Annotated in this window: 18 protein-coding genes; 3 read left to right on the plus strand and 15 right to left on the minus strand. The window is 32.4% G+C overall.

The genetic code is table 11. The features are described 5' to 3' along the window. Positions 1-157 precede the first annotated feature (157 nt). Together GSY47_RS03555 and GSY47_RS03560 are read right to left on the minus strand one after the other, a co-directional pair. Positions 158-2,179, minus strand: coding sequence for a hypothetical protein (locus GSY47_RS03555; RefSeq protein ID WP_179003155.1), 2,022 nt, complete (start codon positions 2,177-2,179; stop codon positions 158-160). Between the two features lie 160 nt (positions 2,180-2,339). Beyond that, positions 2,340-2,597 (minus strand): hypothetical protein, encoded by a 258-nt coding sequence (locus tag GSY47_RS03560; RefSeq protein WP_179003154.1) that lies wholly within the window; start codon positions 2,595-2,597, stop codon positions 2,340-2,342. Positions 2,598-2,885: 288 nt separating this feature from the next. Between GSY47_RS03560 and GSY47_RS03565 the strand changes: the two genes are divergently transcribed. Continuing rightward, positions 2,886-3,641, plus strand: a complete 756-nt coding sequence (locus GSY47_RS03565) for an NUDIX hydrolase (protein ID WP_179003153.1) — start codon at positions 2,886-2,888, stop codon at positions 3,639-3,641. A gap of 59 nt (positions 3,642-3,700) precedes the next feature. Here the strand turns inward: GSY47_RS03565 and GSY47_RS03570 are convergent, their stop codons facing one another. The 10 genes from GSY47_RS03570 to GSY47_RS03615 form a co-directional block, all read right to left on the minus strand. Continuing rightward, positions 3,701-4,309, minus strand: coding sequence for an alpha-ketoglutarate-dependent dioxygenase AlkB family protein (locus GSY47_RS03570; protein WP_179003152.1), 609 nt, complete (start codon positions 4,307-4,309; stop codon positions 3,701-3,703). Further along, positions 4,296-4,541 (minus strand): Ada metal-binding domain-containing protein, encoded by a 246-nt coding sequence (locus tag GSY47_RS03575; RefSeq protein ID WP_179003151.1) that lies wholly within the window; start codon positions 4,539-4,541, stop codon positions 4,296-4,298. The genes GSY47_RS03570 and GSY47_RS03575 overlap by 14 nt, the downstream gene beginning before the upstream one ends. Before the next feature lie 85 nt (positions 4,542-4,626). After that, entirely contained in the window at positions 4,627-5,340 is a 714-nt protein-coding gene (locus GSY47_RS03580) for a 2OG-Fe(II) oxygenase (RefSeq protein WP_179003150.1), read from the minus strand. Between the two features lie 171 nt (positions 5,341-5,511). After that, on the minus strand, positions 5,512-6,354 hold the full coding sequence (locus tag GSY47_RS03585) for a bifunctional helix-turn-helix domain-containing protein/methylated-DNA--[protein]-cysteine S-methyltransferase (RefSeq protein WP_179003149.1): 843 nt from the start codon (positions 6,352-6,354) through the stop codon (positions 5,512-5,514). Between the two features lie 116 nt (positions 6,355-6,470). Then, entirely contained in the window at positions 6,471-6,932 is a 462-nt protein-coding gene (locus GSY47_RS03590; RefSeq protein ID WP_179003148.1) for a GNAT family N-acetyltransferase, read from the minus strand. Positions 6,933-6,998: 66 nt separating this feature from the next. Continuing rightward, entirely contained in the window at positions 6,999-7,331 is a 333-nt protein-coding gene (locus GSY47_RS03595; protein WP_179003147.1) for a DMT family transporter, read from the minus strand. A gap of 46 nt (positions 7,332-7,377) precedes the next feature. Next, a complete protein-coding gene (locus tag GSY47_RS03600) occupies positions 7,378-8,457 on the minus strand; it encodes a hypothetical protein (RefSeq protein ID WP_179003146.1) in 1,080 nt (359 codons plus the stop codon). A gap of 10 nt (positions 8,458-8,467) precedes the next feature. After that, positions 8,468-8,752 (minus strand): hypothetical protein, encoded by a 285-nt coding sequence (locus tag GSY47_RS03605; protein WP_179003145.1) that lies wholly within the window; start codon positions 8,750-8,752, stop codon positions 8,468-8,470. Between the two features lie 23 nt (positions 8,753-8,775). Next, entirely contained in the window at positions 8,776-9,045 is a 270-nt protein-coding gene (locus tag GSY47_RS03610; RefSeq protein ID WP_179003144.1) for a hypothetical protein, read from the minus strand. A gap of 135 nt (positions 9,046-9,180) precedes the next feature. After that, entirely contained in the window at positions 9,181-9,639 is a 459-nt protein-coding gene (locus tag GSY47_RS03615; RefSeq protein ID WP_179003143.1) for a hypothetical protein, read from the minus strand. A gap of 274 nt (positions 9,640-9,913) precedes the next feature. Here GSY47_RS03615 and GSY47_RS03620 point away from each other — a divergent pair, with 274 nt between their 5' ends. Then, complete coding sequence (locus GSY47_RS03620) at positions 9,914-11,752, plus strand: hypothetical protein (RefSeq protein ID WP_179003142.1); 1,839 nt, start codon at positions 9,914-9,916, stop codon at positions 11,750-11,752. Between the two features lie 114 nt (positions 11,753-11,866). On the opposite strand, the gene ahcY is transcribed toward GSY47_RS03620, so the two are convergent. Continuing rightward, positions 11,867-13,183, minus strand: coding sequence for an adenosylhomocysteinase (gene ahcY / locus GSY47_RS03625; RefSeq protein ID WP_179003141.1), 1,317 nt, complete (start codon positions 13,181-13,183; stop codon positions 11,867-11,869). Between the two features lie 316 nt (positions 13,184-13,499). On the opposite strand from ahcY, the gene GSY47_RS03630 reads away from it, so the two are divergent. Further along, positions 13,500-14,150 (plus strand): 4'-phosphopantetheinyl transferase family protein, encoded by a 651-nt coding sequence (locus GSY47_RS03630; protein WP_179003140.1) that lies wholly within the window; start codon positions 13,500-13,502, stop codon positions 14,148-14,150. Positions 14,151-14,185: 35 nt separating this feature from the next. Here GSY47_RS03630 and GSY47_RS03635 read toward each other — a convergent pair whose 3' ends face one another. Further along, positions 14,186-14,584 (minus strand): group III truncated hemoglobin, encoded by a 399-nt coding sequence (locus GSY47_RS03635; RefSeq protein ID WP_179003139.1) that lies wholly within the window; start codon positions 14,582-14,584, stop codon positions 14,186-14,188. Next, positions 14,581-14,868, minus strand: coding sequence for a hypothetical protein (locus GSY47_RS03640; RefSeq protein WP_179003138.1), 288 nt, complete (start codon positions 14,866-14,868; stop codon positions 14,581-14,583). The genes GSY47_RS03635 and GSY47_RS03640 overlap by 4 nt, the downstream gene beginning before the upstream one ends. Positions 14,869-14,874 lie beyond the last annotated feature (6 nt).

Below are 14,874 nucleotides of genomic sequence, written 5' to 3' on the forward strand. Positions count from 1 at the left end.
CCAACCTTACACTTTAAGTCTGAAAAACAATCTATTTGTACAAAGACTATGTGTATATATGCAAGTGAAACGCCTTTTTAACAGCACTAAAATCTATGTTTCTATGTGTTTAAAATAAAAAAATGGAGCCGTTAAAAGCTCCATTTTTTTATTGAAATTATTTAAGACGTTTCTTGAAATTAAATTTCAAACGATTCAGTAAACCTTGTTCAATAATATCAATTCCAAGACCAAAATTACTATCGGCGATTGTATGATGGTCATTTCTAAACTTCTCAAAATCTGCTGAAGGAATTTCTAAGTTTACCAAAGGTTTGAAATCAACAACTATGGAGGCTCCATTTTTAGTTACTTTTTTACGGCTTGTAAAATCAAAATAAGGATTATTGATGGTGCTTTCTTGAATCGTAAACTTCTCTTCAGTATCTATTCTTTGATCCGTCTGAAGGTTGATTTCATATTTTTCATTATCGAAATTATGCCAGAATAAAATGTCTTTATGCATAAAATCTCTCGCATTATTCTTCACTATATTGCGATCAAAATACATCAGGAAACGGTTCTTTTGCTGATCCGTAAAATAAGGATTCTCAATACTGGTTTTATACTGAATTGTAAATTCATTCAGTTTTTTATCATCACTTACAATTTCAATAGAAGCATCATTAAAAATCGTTCTAATGTCAGTTCCTTCGCGGTCTCCAGAGTAATTCAAAGTATAAAACAAGAAATTATTCCAGCTGTCTATAATCTCTCTTTTATTAGTGTTTTTGAAATACTTACGCATATAATTGGCGCGATTTCCTTTGTAAGTTGTTACAAGTTTTAAGTCGCCTTTCTGGTTTTGAGCTGTTAAATCTACCTTTTCATTAATTCCGTAATAAGGAAATTTATATGGTTTTCTAACTTCTAATTGTTTGTTTGGTTTTACTTCCAGATAATGTAAAAAGTAAATAAAACCACGATTTTCAATTAACCCAAATTCATCTCTTGTTGTGGCGTCTATAAAATACGTTTCGTCTTTGTGATTAATTTTTACAATCACATGATTAAACGTGAGAAGCGAAGGCAAATAATTTTTGATATGATGATCCGAATTAAAATTGACCAAAACCACAGAAGAATCAACATTGATGTAATCTAAAACTACTTTCAATAAAACAGATTTTGCTTTACAATCACCTTGTTTATTTTCGTAAGTTATGGCTGGTTCCTGCGGTTTGTGACCGTTCATTTCGTCAGCATTATATACGTAATAGATATGGTTTTGTACATAATCTATGGCAAACTGTAACTGCTCATCTTTGTCTGTAATGACATCCAGTTTTTCAACCAGTTTTGGAGCAAATTCTTTTAGTGAAGATTTGCTGTATATTTCTTCATATAGAGGCGAAATGTAATTCGACAAACCAGTCCAATTGCGGTCTGTGGCAAAATCGATGTAAGGAGCAATTTCTCTATTTTGATCAAAAGAATTAATGTAATTTTCCTTTTCGATTACAAAACGTTCTCCTTTTTTCAGGTAATTAATTTCCGGTTTCAAAACATCTCCATTGTCATCTCTAAAGAATGTTTTCTTATACGCAATAGTTTCTTTTCGGTCATTAATAAAACTAAATTTATAATTTCCGTAAGCCCAATAGGTGCTTGGAGTAATGTAAACATATTTTAAAAATTCCTTACGAAGAAAATCACGATCCGTAAAAACTTTTACCCTTGAATCTTCAGTAATTAAAACATCATAAAGTTGTAAATCTTTAATCGTGATATTTACTTTTTTGCTACTGCTTAGAATACCTCCTTCACTTTGATTTTCATTGTCAAGGACTTTAATTTTTGTATCCGCAATTTTATCAATCAAAACTCCTTCTCTAAGAACGCTGATTCTGTGTATGATATAAGTTTCATTTTCTTCTACAATCACATCTCTTGCAGAAGCACTTTCAAGGTTTCCCGGCTCGTTAAGCGTGTAAGCTACACAGGCATATTCGCTGTTTTCAGTATCACTTGTATAATAAATTTTATCTAAGAAGTAACAGAAATCACGCCCTTCCTCAACTTGTTTATTTGAAAAATCAGATTCTTTGATGTATTCGATTAATTGATTGTCATCAATTTTTGAAGCCCAGTTTGCAGGTTCTTGGATTTTATAACTTTCTGACTCGATGGTGTTTTCCATATCTATAATTTTACAGGGGTATATTCTTACTTTTAAAACAGCTAAAATAAGTAATAATGCATGATTTTGCTCAATAAAAAACATGAAATTTATGACAATAAAAAAACCTCGCTGGAAAGAAGCGAGGTTGGCATTATAAATTATAGAAATGTGTAAATGGTCACTTTAAAACGGTATTTATGAAATCCATTGCGCCAATTCCTTTATACGAAGCAAACAGTGCTTTTTCATAAGCTTCCTGTTTTGCTTTTTTATTTTTAGCATCTTTGTCAATAATCATTTCATTAAAAATTCTTTCCTGTTCTTCACTATATTTTAATGAAGCTTCCATAAGATAGGTTTTAGAAACAAATCCAAATGATGTCCAGATTTTAGTTCTAATTTTTTGATTAATGTTTTTTAATGGATTGGTAATCATAACTTCTGTGTTTAAATTTCTACGCTCACTTGAAGAAAAATCGAACAGTTTGTATTATTTTTCTTTGTTTTTGATTTAGATTTCAACAATCAAAAACCGTTAATGTGTTATTGTGACGCAATGTAATTATTTTTTTTAAATTTGACTTTAAATTTTCGTTAAAATTGTGATTTACACACTTCTAATTTTGATGGAAATAAAATCCTAATTTTTTGAAAAAGCTCTTGAATTTCTAAAAATCAAGTAAATTGCAGGGTATTTAAAGAAAGAATTTATACAAACATTTGAATGTTAAAAGACATTATAGATAATAACGAAAATTATCAGCCTGGACTTTCTATCGACTGCGTAATTTTTGGTTTTCACGATAATCAGCTGAAGGTTTTATTGATTAAGGTAGAAAGAGCGAATAAATGGTCTTTACCCGGCGGATTTATTCCTGTAGATCAGGATATTGATACTGCTGCCATCACGGTTTTAAACGGCCGAACCGGAGTAGAAGGTGTTTTTTTAAGACAATTTTCGACCTTCGGAAAAGTAAAACGAAACGAACAGCATTTTGATAAAAAGGCATTGGAATATCTGCAGATTGAAGAAGAAAAAGGAAAGTGGCTTATGCGTCGCTTTGTGACAATTGGGTATTATGCTTTGGTAGATTTTTCAAAAATTCTTCCAAATCTGACTGGAAGACACGAAATTGTAGAATGGATTGATCATAAAGAAGTTCCCGAATTAATTTTAGATCATCGTGAAATTCTGGATAAAGCACTGGATACTTTGAGAGTAGAATTAAATTTAATGCCGATTGGATATAACTTATTGCCGGAAAAATTTACAATTCCTGAACTCCAAAAATTGTATGAAACTATTTTGGATAAAAAATTAGATAGAAGAAATTTTTTAAGAAAAATAACCAATATTGGAATTCTGACTAAGCTGGACGAAAAGAAAAGCAATGTAGCGCACAAAGCGCCAAACTTGTATTCTTTTGATAAAGAAAAATACGATGAGGTTTTAAAAAATGGATTGAATCAGGGTTGGTAGATTTCGCATAAAGAAGACCTAACAGGTTTTAAAAAACTGTTAGGTCTCTAAGTAAGTTTCTACTCTACAATAGTTCTAAAAGTCAAATTTACTCTCGGTTTTGTTGTAGTTTTAGTAGGAGGCAATCGATGGAGCCAGTAAGTCTGCGTTTCATCTTTCATGACTAATAAACTGCCATGTTCTAAAATTAGAGCAACTTTTTCTTTAGATTCTTTATGTTTAAAAGCAAATTTACGCTCAGCACCAAAACTCAAAGAACCAATAGCGCCATTTTTCTTTAAATCTTTTTCGCCATCGCTGTGCCACGCCATTCCTTCTTCACCGGAATGATACAAATTGAGCAGACAGGAATTGAAAGTTTCTCCTGTTTTTTCTTCGATAATCGATTTTAATTTTAATAATTCTGGAGTCCACGGCAATGCTTTTTTTGTGGTATTGGAATAGGTGTATTCAAATTCCTTTTCCCCATACCAAGCCACTTTTCGTTTGGTCAAAATTAATTTTCCAAAGATGATAGCTTCGTCATTTTTCCATTCAATTGTATTCAATAAAATGTCGCGATAGAAATCGGCTTCTTCTCTGGAGAACAATTTTCCGTAGTAATTTACAGTTCCATCTTGAGGAAGTAAGTTGGCGTTTTCGTCTGTATGAGGGTTAAATAAGTCCATTTTTCCATTTTTGATATTCGGTTTTCATGCAATGTCCGCAAGGTCTGAAATCGTTTTGTTTTGCATCATTCTCTGAAGAAAAGAAAACACGGTTTTCCCGTTTCATTCTTTTTCCGGAAGAACATTTCAGTGTTCCGTAGATTTTTAATTTTTGGTTGCCACCGAAACAAATTTCGCCTTTTTTAATTTTATTTCGAAGTTCTGAATCTGAAATTTTGTTATGTTGAATCATTTCTTTTTTAGTTGCAGAGGTTCAAAGTAACAAAGAGACAAAGGTTCTCAATCTTTGTGCCTTTGAACCTTTGTCTCTTTGTCACTTAATTTAACGCATCGTGAAAAATAATTCCCAGTGTAAAACGTTCGCCTGAATACACTTCGCTTACGCCGTGTTTCATATTCACGCGATAATATCCCTTTGTTCCTTTTATTGGTCTGAAATTAGTTGTAAAAACTAAAACATCTCCTTTTTTAGGTTTCAAAACAATAGCTTTAGATTGTGCTCTTGGAGTCTGCTGTGTCAAAACAAATTCGCCACCCGCAAAATCTTCGTCAGGTTCTGAAAGGAAAAGTACGATTTGAATGGGAAAAAACACATCACCATACAAATCCTGATGCAAAGTATTGAAACCGCTTTTGCCATATTTTAAAATCAAAACTGTCGCTTTAAGCTGATTGTTATCGTGGCATTGTTTCAATAATTCTTCGTGATTGGCAGGGAAAACAGTGTTGATATTTAAAGCTTTCATCCACGCATTGGCAATTGGAGCCAATTTAGGATAAATTGAAGTTCGTATGTTTTGAATTAAATCGGGTAGCGGATAATTGAAATATTTGTATTCGCCCAGACCGAATCTGTAACGCTCCATTACGACTGTTTTCCGATATAGATTTGGATTATCGTAATCGAATTTTAAATCTTCACATTGTTCGTTATTCAATACGTTTGGAATTATGGCGAATCCATTTTCGTGCATAGATTCGGTGACGCTTTCCCAGTTTTGAGAAGCAATTTTGGATTGTATATTTTGCATAAGAATTTTTAGATTGAGATTTTTTTTCCGCCACGAATTCACGAATTATTCTTTTAAATACATTATCTAATGTTGTTCGAATTAATTCGAATAAATAATCGCAAAGATTTTAAAAGAATAATTCGTGAATTACTTCGTCAGTTCGCTATCGCTCGGGTCGTGGCGGAAAAACTATGGATTTACCTGAGCTCCTTCCCAGCCAATTATGGCTGTTTTACGTGTATTTCCCCACATATAACCGCCAAAAACTCCTGAAGACTGGATTACACGATGACAAGGAATAAGGAACGCAACAGGATTGCTTCCAATTGCAGTTCCAACCGCTCTTGAGGCATTTGGTTTTTCAATTTGCTGTGCAATTGTTCCGTAAGTCGAAAGTTGCCCCATTGGGATTTTTAATAAAGTTTCCCAAACTTTTAACTGAAAATCGGTTCCTTTTAGGTGTAGTTTTATTTCAGATAATTTGCTCCAGTCATTTTGAAAAATAAAGAGTGCATTTTGCTGTAGTAAATCTAATTTTCTTGAAAAATCAGCATTGGGGAATTTATCTTTTAGAGCAGAAAATCCGCTTGCTTCATCTTCGGCGAAAGCCATAAAACAAACGCCTTTTTGAGTAGAAGCAACAATGATATTCCCAAACGGACTTTCCGCAAAACTGTAATTTATAGCTAGGTTTTTTCCACCGTTTTTATATTCGGCTGGCGTCATTCCTTCTATATTGACGAATAAATCGTGAAGTCGGCTTGTGCCTGAAAGTCCGGTTTCGTATGCCGTTTCAGAAATAGTAGCCTGATTGTCTTTGAGTAATTTTTTAGCGTGTTCCAGACTTGTATATTGCAAAAACTTCTTCGGACTTGTTCCTGCCCAATCGCTAAAAAGCCTCTGAAAGTGAAACGGACTCAAATGCACTTTTTCAGCCACTTCGTCAAGATTAGGCTGATCTTTAAAGTTCGCTTTGATATAATCGATGGCTTCTGCAATGCGATTATAATTGATGGTTTCCTGTATGTTCATCTTCATTCAATTTTATAAGACAAAGATCGATTGGTTTTTGCTGGGATAAAATCTGAAACTTGCGGAAGTTTTTTGTTTTTTTCAAATTCCAACAACCTGAAACTTGAAACAAAAATTTATAACTCTTTTTCCATTTTATAATTGATCAATTCTGCGCCTAAACGTACATTTTTTTGTTCTGCCTTAACAACAAATCCCTTCTTTTCAAAAAATGGTCTTGCAGTAATGCTGATATCCGAAGTTATAGTTTTTGAATCCTGATTTTTGGCTTCTAATTCTAATTCGGTTAAAATTTTATCTGCAATTCCTTGTCGTTGAAAATCTTTATGAACATAAAAGAAATCAATATAATTTCCGTCTTTTAAAGTTCCGTAACCGGCAATTTTGTTTTCAATTATTGCTAGTAAAACGTATTGTTTTTCAATTATTTCAATCCATCTTTCTTTGTTGTTTACACCATAAATCCAAGCTTCAATTTGTTCTGGATTGTAATCGTTTTTGCAGACCGATTTTATTGTTTCGATATACAATTGCTGCATTTCGTTTAGATCTGAAATTGTGGCTTTTTTGAAAATCATTTAATGATTTGATTTTTAGGTGAATAATGGACATGATAGTATCATTTGATACTATCATGTCCTAAATTAATGTGCCGTAGTTTTAGAAAAAACATTAATCACAACAACTCCAATTATAATTAAACTCAGTCCTATAATAGCAGGTAAATCTGGTATTTCTTTGAAGAAAACAGCTCCAATTATTGTGATTAAAACAATTCCAACTCCTGACCAAATTGCATAAGCAAATCCAACAGGAATAGTTCTTATGGCAAAACTTAAACAGTAAAATGCGCCACAATATCCAATAACCGTAATGATGCTTGGAATGAGTTTCGTAAATTCTTGAGACTTTTTTAATGCTGTTGTAGCAATGATTTCGAAGATAATAGCAGTAAGTAAAAATAAAAAATTCTTCATGGTTTACTCTTTTTTACAAAGTTAACCTTTATTGAAAAGAGATCATTTATTTAAGATTATCTTTTGCATTTGAGACACTAATCAGTTTATAGCCATTTTCTGTTCTAAGAAAATCAAGGTGGTCTTGTCTGAAATCGGTTTTGCTTTTTGGGTTGATGATGATGCTTTTAACGGGATAAAGCCAGTCTTTAGATTCATTGCAATTGTTGAAATATTCATCATATTCAATGGATTCAAAAATAAACGGATTCAATCGGTCTGTAGAGACAAAATAATCTGTTTTTGCAGTATTTAATTCCTGTAGTTTTAATTTTAAATAGAGATAGTTGTTATTGACAAATTTTTCCTTTGGCTCATTGATCCAATCTTCCAAAGGTTTATTATACGTAATTTTATCAAATGAATGTAGTAAAATGTTTTTTTGAGATAAATCTGAAAGCAGCTCTTTCTTTAACCAGAATTTGAATTCCTTATCAAAATTTACAAACGAATAATATTCTCCATCAACTCCCAAAAAGCTGTCTCTAACGGGATCTTTGCTCGGTTTTTTTGATTTTTCAAGGGAATAAAAATTCAAATCGTCGTTGTAGGCGAAATTTTCAATTAGAACTTTATTATTGGTATCAATTAGAAATTCTTTGCCACCTGTCCAGAAGAAATGTTCTCCGTCTTGTTTTTTTTGAGCGTCTTTCAAAACGATAATCATGCCGTTTTTGACTTTAGTCAAATTGCTGTAAATTGCTGGAATAACTATTTGTCCATCACCGTTAAACATTCCCATTTTATCGGTTTTGTGATCTGTAAATCTTATGAAGCCTTCGTTTTCGCAATCTGGCCCGTTGTCAAAAACGTATAAGCTATCTCGGCCTACTATTTTTCCGGTTTTGGTTAAATAGTAGCTTTCCCATTTCTGACCTTTTTCTTCGCTGACAGCAATAATATTTTCAAATTTATGAGCGATTATCATTCCCATAAATTTGGGTTCGATTTTAACAATGCCATTTTTATCTTTAAATCCGATATGAGTGGAGTCTTTATCCCAAAAAGAAACCCAAACATCTTTATTTTGAGCAAATACGGAGCAATTAAGGCATAAAAACAGGCAAAGAATTAAAGTCTTTTTCATGAGAATTTATTTATCGGAGATGAGCTTCTGATTCATTATTTTTTGCTTCTTCAAAACAATCGGAGCATAACATTTTAAAATCGGCTTTGGCTTGAAAAATGTCTGTCCATTCTTCACCATTATCCAAAAGATATTGTTCACATTCTCCACACCAGGCAATTTGCGGTAAATCTTCCTCGGCTTCGGAATAGAAAAAACCGACTTGCTTTTTAGAATCTATTGCCATTGCAAGATGAATACAAGAAAAAGACATTTCTTTTGACCCATGAATGTCACATATAATTTTTTCGATCATAATTTTGTGTTGAAAAAGCAGTGCTACATTACTTCAATTAACTTAAAACGTAATGTATTATTGTTGAATTCGGTGTGTAAAGTTAATTCTGTTTCTTTGTTGTCGGAGGTAAATAATTTTGCTTCGATCCCAAATCCTTCGACTGAATCATATTTGAAGATATCGAAATTAGTTTCAAGGATTTTTAGTTTTGGCAAATTTTCAGTTTCAAAATAGGCGATTAATTCTCCTTTAATTTCTTCAAAAACAGCCGAGTTGATTCCGAAATTGTTTTTCAATTTTTCGTAATTCATAGAATTGATATTTTCTACTAATACGGAGTTTAAGCGGAATATAGTTGTAGATATGTTTTCGGGTATCATTTCTAAGGTCTCTTTATAATTAAACCCGACAAATTTTTTAAAATTTGCCGGGTTTAAATTTATTTACTATTCTGTTCTTCTAAATTTTGCATCTTCTACTGCAAGTTCTAAATCGGCTACTTTTTTTGAACTTATTTCTTCTTCAGCTTTTGCTTTTTTTAGATCTTCTTCAATTTTAAGAATTTGCTCTTTCTGTTTTTCTACATTTTTTTCGTGATCAGGGTCATTGGTGTTATTCTCGAGAGTTTTTAATGTTGCTTTTTTTTCTCTTAAATCAAGTTCAATTTTCCATGATTTCTCGGCAAGTTTTACGAGTTTTCGTTCCTCTTTTTCTAATTTGGCCTGCATTTTTTCTTTATAATTTCGTGAAAGAGGTTTCACTGTTTCCAGTTTAGGAGTGTTAGGGCGAGACATTGGCATTCCGGTACTTGGATCACGAATTGGCATTTGCATGCTATAATCGTATTGTGCATGAACAAAAATGGGTAATAATAAGAGTATTAAAACAATCAATCTGATTTTCATAATTTGGTTTTTGGTTCTCAAAAGTATATTTATAATTTGAAAAATGGATAAAAAATCTGATTACTTTAAGGTGCTTAAAATTCGTAAGCGTGAGGGATAGGAGCTGGCTACCGAAGTAGCCCGGATAGCCCGACAGCATCCCGATAAAAGGGCGTATATGCGCAAAAGTGAATTAGCCCTTTTATCGGGATGGTGGCACGCCCAAATACAAGGTCAGTATTAAATTAAGATTGGTTTTTTAATATAAAAAAATGTACTTTTCAAAAAAAAATATATGAAGAGAATTTTATTGGTTTTAATGGGTATTAGTCTTTCTGTGTTTTCGCAAAAAAAGCAGCCTAGCCAAGAGGAAAGAGATATGATTTATAAAATGACTTATTATGCAGGTCAGGAAATTTTTAAAACTCCAGATTTTCCTTTTAAAAAAATAAGCAGCAAGGAAAATGAAAATCCAAAGAAATCCATTCAGTCTAATGAGGTTATAAATTCTTCTATAGATACGCTTATATCGAGAGGCGTCTTGAAACTGGAAAAATCGGAATATGGATATGATTTACTTTTTAATTCTAGATTCCCTTCCTATTTTAAAGAGAATGATGAGCCAACCATCATATCTTTTCACCCAGTAATAAGCAAACTGTTTAATTCAAAAAAAGAGTTAATTGAAATTAAGAATGTTGGAGGAACTTCTTATGGAAGTGAATTTTTATTTAAACTCAACAACGGCAAATCAAGTAATTTGAATTTTACCACGCTTCGCAAGCAAGATCAACTAAATAACGCAGTAGATTTTAAAAATAATAATGAACTTTCTGAAATAAAGGGCAGTCTAGTTTATAATATTAAATTCATTACGGATCAATCTGAAGTAAAACTTTCTAAAAAAAATATCGGCACTACATTTAAATTGAATAGTGTTGATTACAAATTGGTTGATATTATAAATAATGTGGTTTTAATTGAATTAGTAGATCCGAGAAATAAAGGAAAAAATGAAATACGTCTGATAAATTATGATGAGATGGGAAACGTTTTGGTCAGTTATTCCTATAAGGAACTTGAGCAGTTAAAAAAGAAGAATAAAAAAATTAATATAGAAAAAGCTGGTTTTAGTGGTTTAAGAGGATCGATTGACAAACGTATTTTTGATACTTTTAAAAATAATCCGCAATTAACTTTTGAGGAATATGAAAAAACATTTTCTATCGATGATATAATAGATCAGGAGAGTAGATATATGTTTATTCAAACTATTGCGCCAGTTAAAAATGATTTTGTTCTTTACGCGCCAATTTATGGTGTTGAAAGAACTTTTGAAATGATTCTCAATGAAAAGAAGCCAGAACCCAAAAAAATGGTTGCAGCAGATTATAATGCGCCTCAAGTATCTGCAAATTGGGAAGAGAAATTATATGGAAATATAAAAGAATACACAGAAAACTTTTATTATGCATCAAAAAAGAATGGTAAATATGTAAAAGGCAAAATACAAAATTATACCACTTTTAAAAAGAATGCGAACGGAGAGTTTGTTGAAGATAAATTCTTTCCTAAAAAGTCTGATTATGATGAAAACAAGTATAATTCTTTAAAGCAAAAGATTGAATCAATATCGTATAATGATGATGAAAAAGTGACTGGAAGGTCGCTGTATCGTTATGGCGCTGAAAATAAATTGCTTGAAGAGAAAATGTATTCTGAAAACGATACTTTAAGAGCTGTAGTGAAATATGAATACAATAAGAATCATGTTTTAAAGACCACTTTTAGTTACGATTATTCTAACGGTAAAGCAGAAATAACTGATGACTCACAAGTGGAATATGTTTATGATGAGAGAGGAAACCTTATTGAAGAACATTTGAAAAACAAACTAGATTCTGTTTATAAAGATCAAATAGTAATCTATAGAAAATACAACTCAGACAACAGAAGAATAGAAGAATCAAGTTCGGATACACTTTTTGGAGATGGGAAAATTGCGTTAGATACTAAACTGGAATATCTTAAAATAGATGATCAAAAAAACTGGACAGAAATGTTTTTTGAGGGAGGCCTAAGTTCGAAAAAACAGGATGCGAATTTTGTAGAGCGAATTTTTGTATATGAATAACATTTTGAGAGTTAATTTTAGAATTGAAATTGAAAAAACAAAACCCGACAGATTTTAAAATCTGTCGGGTTGAATATGTATTAAAAAATCTAAGATCTACAATCTTAAATCAATTTAGTATCTGTAGTATTCTGGTTTGAATGGACCTTGAACTTCAACACCAATATAAGCAGCTTGATCGTCTCTTAAAACTTCAAGTTCAACGCCTAATTTAGCTAAGTGTAAAGCAGCAACTTTTTCATCTAAATGTTTTGGTAACATGTAAACTTCATTTTTGTAAGCTGCGCTGTTGTTCCATAATTCGATTTGAGCTAAAGTCTGGTTTGTAAATGAGTTACTCATTACAAAACTTGGGTGACCTGTAGCACAACCAAGGTTTACTAAACGACCTTCAGCCAAGATGATGATATCTTTACCGTTGATGTTGTATTTGTCAACCTGAGGTTTGATTTCGATTTTAGATGCACCGTGGTTTTTGTTTAACCAAGCCATGTCAATTTCGTTATCGAAGTGTCCGATGTTACAAACAACAGTTTTGTCTTTCATTTGCTCGAAGTGCTCTCCAAGAACGATATCTTTGTTTCCTGTAGTGGTAATGATGATATCAGCATTAGCAATTACAGTGTTTAATTTTTTAACTTCATAACCGTCCATTGCAGCTTGTAAAGCACAAATTGGATCGATTTCAGTAACAGTTACGATAGAACCAGCACCTCTGAAAGAAGCAGCAGTTCCTTTTCCAACGTCACCGTATCCGCAAACTACAACTCTTTTTCCGGCTAACATTAAGTCAGTTGCACGACGTACAGCATCTACAGCAGATTCTTTACATCCGTATTTGTTGTCAAATTTAGATTTCGTAACAGAGTCGTTAATGTTGATTGCTGGCATTGGAAGAGTTCCAGCTTTTACTCTTTCGTAAAGTCTGTGAACACCAGTTGTAGTTTCTTCAGAAAGACCTTTAATTCCAGCAACTAATTCTGGGTAACGATCGATAACCATGTTAGTTAAATCTCCACCGTCATCAAGGATCATGTTCAATGGTTTTCTGTCTTCACCAAAGAATAAAGTCTGCTCAATACACCAGTCAAATGATTCTTCGTCAAGACCTTTCCAAGCGTAAACTGAAATTCCAGCAGCAGCAATAGCAGCAGCAGCCTGATCTTGAGTAGAGAAAATGTTACAAGAAGACCAAGTAACTTCTGCACCAAGAGCAATTAAAGTTTCGATCAAAACAGCAGTTTGAATCGTCATGTGTAAACATCCAGCGATACGAGCACCTTTTAATGGTTGTTCGTCTTTGTATTCAGCGCGAAGTGCCATTAAACCTGGCATTTCAGCTTCAGCTAGTTCAATTTCTTTTCTTCCCCAAGCCGCTAGAGAAATGTCTTTTACTTTGAAAGCCACATATGGCGTAGTTGTAGTACTCATTTATATTATATTTGTATAATTGTAAATTTTCTGCAAATTTAAGGAATAGCTTTTTATTTTTACTACTTTCTCTAAGATTTGTGAAATCTTTAATTTCTTAATCTCTAGAATGTTAGTTTGTGAATCTTTATTAAACCATCTAAGTAATACAAGTTCATTTAAAAAAGATTCTGAAACTATTACCTTTGCTGTGAATTGCGTATATTTACTTTATGCATTTTTTTGACCATAGTGATTTTTCCTGCATCACAAATATGGTTTTAAAATCAAGAAAATAGTTTACAATTAACCATTCATAATTTACAATTAAAAAGTAATGCCTCTATTTCAAACCATACAATTCAATGAAACTACTAAAATTTTAATCTGGGAAATAACAGAATCCTTTGATGAATTGTATAGTCGCGTTACCTTGAAAGAAAAGACACAACGCAGACTGGATGGAATGAAATCGCAAATGCATCAGCGTGCTTTTTTGAGTGTAAGAATGCTGATTCAGGAAATGGGTTTTACAGATAAAGACCTACATTATGATGAATTTGGGAAGCCTTATTTCGATTGCCATAATCATATATCAATTACACATTCTTATCATTTTGCTGCGATTATTATCAGCCATGAAAAGGTGGGAATTGATATGGAGTTGCAACGAGATAAAATCCAGAGAATTGCAGATAAATTTACGGATTATGAATGCAGTTATCTAGAACCGAAATTTACTGAAGAATACATAAAAAAACTTACCGTGATTTGGGGAGCCAAAGAGGCGATCTTTAAAATCAGAAATGAAAAAGGTATAAGTTTTAAAGATCATATTAATGTAAACAACTTTTCTTTAGAGGAAACCCAAACGCAGGCAAGTCTTCATTTTGATGATTTGATTAAAGATTTTGATGTTCATTATCAGGAAATCAAATCGGATAATTTTGATGGAACTTTTACTTTGGTTTATGCTTTTGAGAAGTAGTTTTTAGTTTACAGTCTCAGTGGCAGTTTTCATTTTTAAACCTCACTTTCTTTTTGTCTGTGCTGAAACATGCTTACATACAAAAAAGTACTCATTTTTCGAGCACGCCTTTTTAAGGTTTCCACATTTTCGCCTTCAAAATGTTCGTCTAAAGTCTGCGCCCAATGATTGAGCCAGATTCCGAATTCATTTGCTGTGATTTTTTCGTCAAAATGAGCGTCGACTTCATTATGAACCGCATGAGGATTTCCTTTGTATTTGCGAACGGCAAATAAATTGGTTTCCCAAAAATCAGTTAGTTTTTCTAGATGTAGATCCCAATCGGTAATCATTTCATTAAAATAAAAGCCGATTTCGCGATCGGCTCTTATTTTAGAATAGAACTGATTTACTAAGAATGAAATATCTTCTCTGTTTTCTATTTGTTTTTTCACAATACAAAACAATTTAAAAGTATAAACAAGATACTTATGAAAGTGCTTAGTGCAATAAGGTTGAAGACCACTTTATGTTTCATTTGTGCTAAAATTGAAGTATTTGCGAAAACGCAGGCTAAAACAATAATGCCCAATTGAATCATTTGAGGAATTGAAGTTCCGTTAGCCAAAACGTACATTGCTGCAGCGCCTCCTAAGCAGCTTTGACCAATTACAGCCATTGCAGCAGAACCCATATAATTTCTATTGAAAATGTCGAATGTTGTTTGATATAGTGTCATGATATT

The organism is Flavobacterium quisquiliarum, from assembly GCF_019308285.1.
Classification (GTDB): domain Bacteria; phylum Bacteroidota; class Bacteroidia; order Flavobacteriales; family Flavobacteriaceae; genus Flavobacterium; species Flavobacterium quisquiliarum.

Coding starts and splice junctions, on each gene's coding strand:
- GSY47_RS03595 (WP_179003147.1), bottom strand. CDS start 7,331: ATGAAGAATTTTTTATTTTTACTTACTGCTATTATCTTCGAAATCATT.
- GSY47_RS03580 (WP_179003150.1), bottom strand. CDS start 5,340: ATGCAAAATATACAATCCAAAATTGCTTCTCAAAACTGGGAAAGCGTC.
- GSY47_RS03565 (WP_179003153.1), top strand. CDS start 2,886: ATGTTAAAAGACATTATAGATAATAACGAAAATTATCAGCCTGGACTT.
- GSY47_RS03605 (WP_179003145.1), bottom strand. CDS start 8,752: ATGATCGAAAAAATTATATGTGACATTCATGGGTCAAAAGAAATGTCT.
- ahcY (WP_179003141.1), bottom strand. CDS start 13,183: ATGAGTACTACAACTACGCCATATGTGGCTTTCAAAGTAAAAGACATT.
- GSY47_RS03615 (WP_179003143.1), bottom strand. CDS start 9,639: ATGAAAATCAGATTGATTGTTTTAATACTCTTATTATTACCCATTTTT.
- GSY47_RS03570 (WP_179003152.1), bottom strand. CDS start 4,309: ATGGACTTATTTAACCCTCATACAGACGAAAACGCCAACTTACTTCCT.
- GSY47_RS03630 (WP_179003140.1), top strand. CDS start 13,500: ATGCCTCTATTTCAAACCATACAATTCAATGAAACTACTAAAATTTTA.
- GSY47_RS03590 (WP_179003148.1), bottom strand. CDS start 6,932: ATGATTTTCAAAAAAGCCACAATTTCAGATCTAAACGAAATGCAGCAA.
- GSY47_RS03560 (WP_179003154.1), bottom strand. CDS start 2,597: ATGATTACCAATCCATTAAAAAACATTAATCAAAAAATTAGAACTAAA.
- GSY47_RS03585 (WP_179003149.1), bottom strand. CDS start 6,354: ATGAACATACAGGAAACCATCAATTATAATCGCATTGCAGAAGCCATC.
- GSY47_RS03555 (WP_179003155.1), bottom strand. CDS start 2,179: ATGGAAAACACCATCGAGTCAGAAAGTTATAAAATCCAAGAACCTGCA.
- GSY47_RS03610 (WP_179003144.1), bottom strand. CDS start 9,045: ATGAATTACGAAAAATTGAAAAACAATTTCGGAATCAACTCGGCTGTT.
- GSY47_RS03575 (WP_179003151.1), bottom strand. CDS start 4,541: ATGATTCAACATAACAAAATTTCAGATTCAGAACTTCGAAATAAAATT.
- GSY47_RS03640 (WP_179003138.1), bottom strand. CDS start 14,868: ATGACACTATATCAAACAACATTCGACATTTTCAATAGAAATTATATG.
- GSY47_RS03620 (WP_179003142.1), top strand. CDS start 9,914: ATGAAGAGAATTTTATTGGTTTTAATGGGTATTAGTCTTTCTGTGTTT.
- GSY47_RS03600 (WP_179003146.1), bottom strand. CDS start 8,457: ATGAAAAAGACTTTAATTCTTTGCCTGTTTTTATGCCTTAATTGCTCC.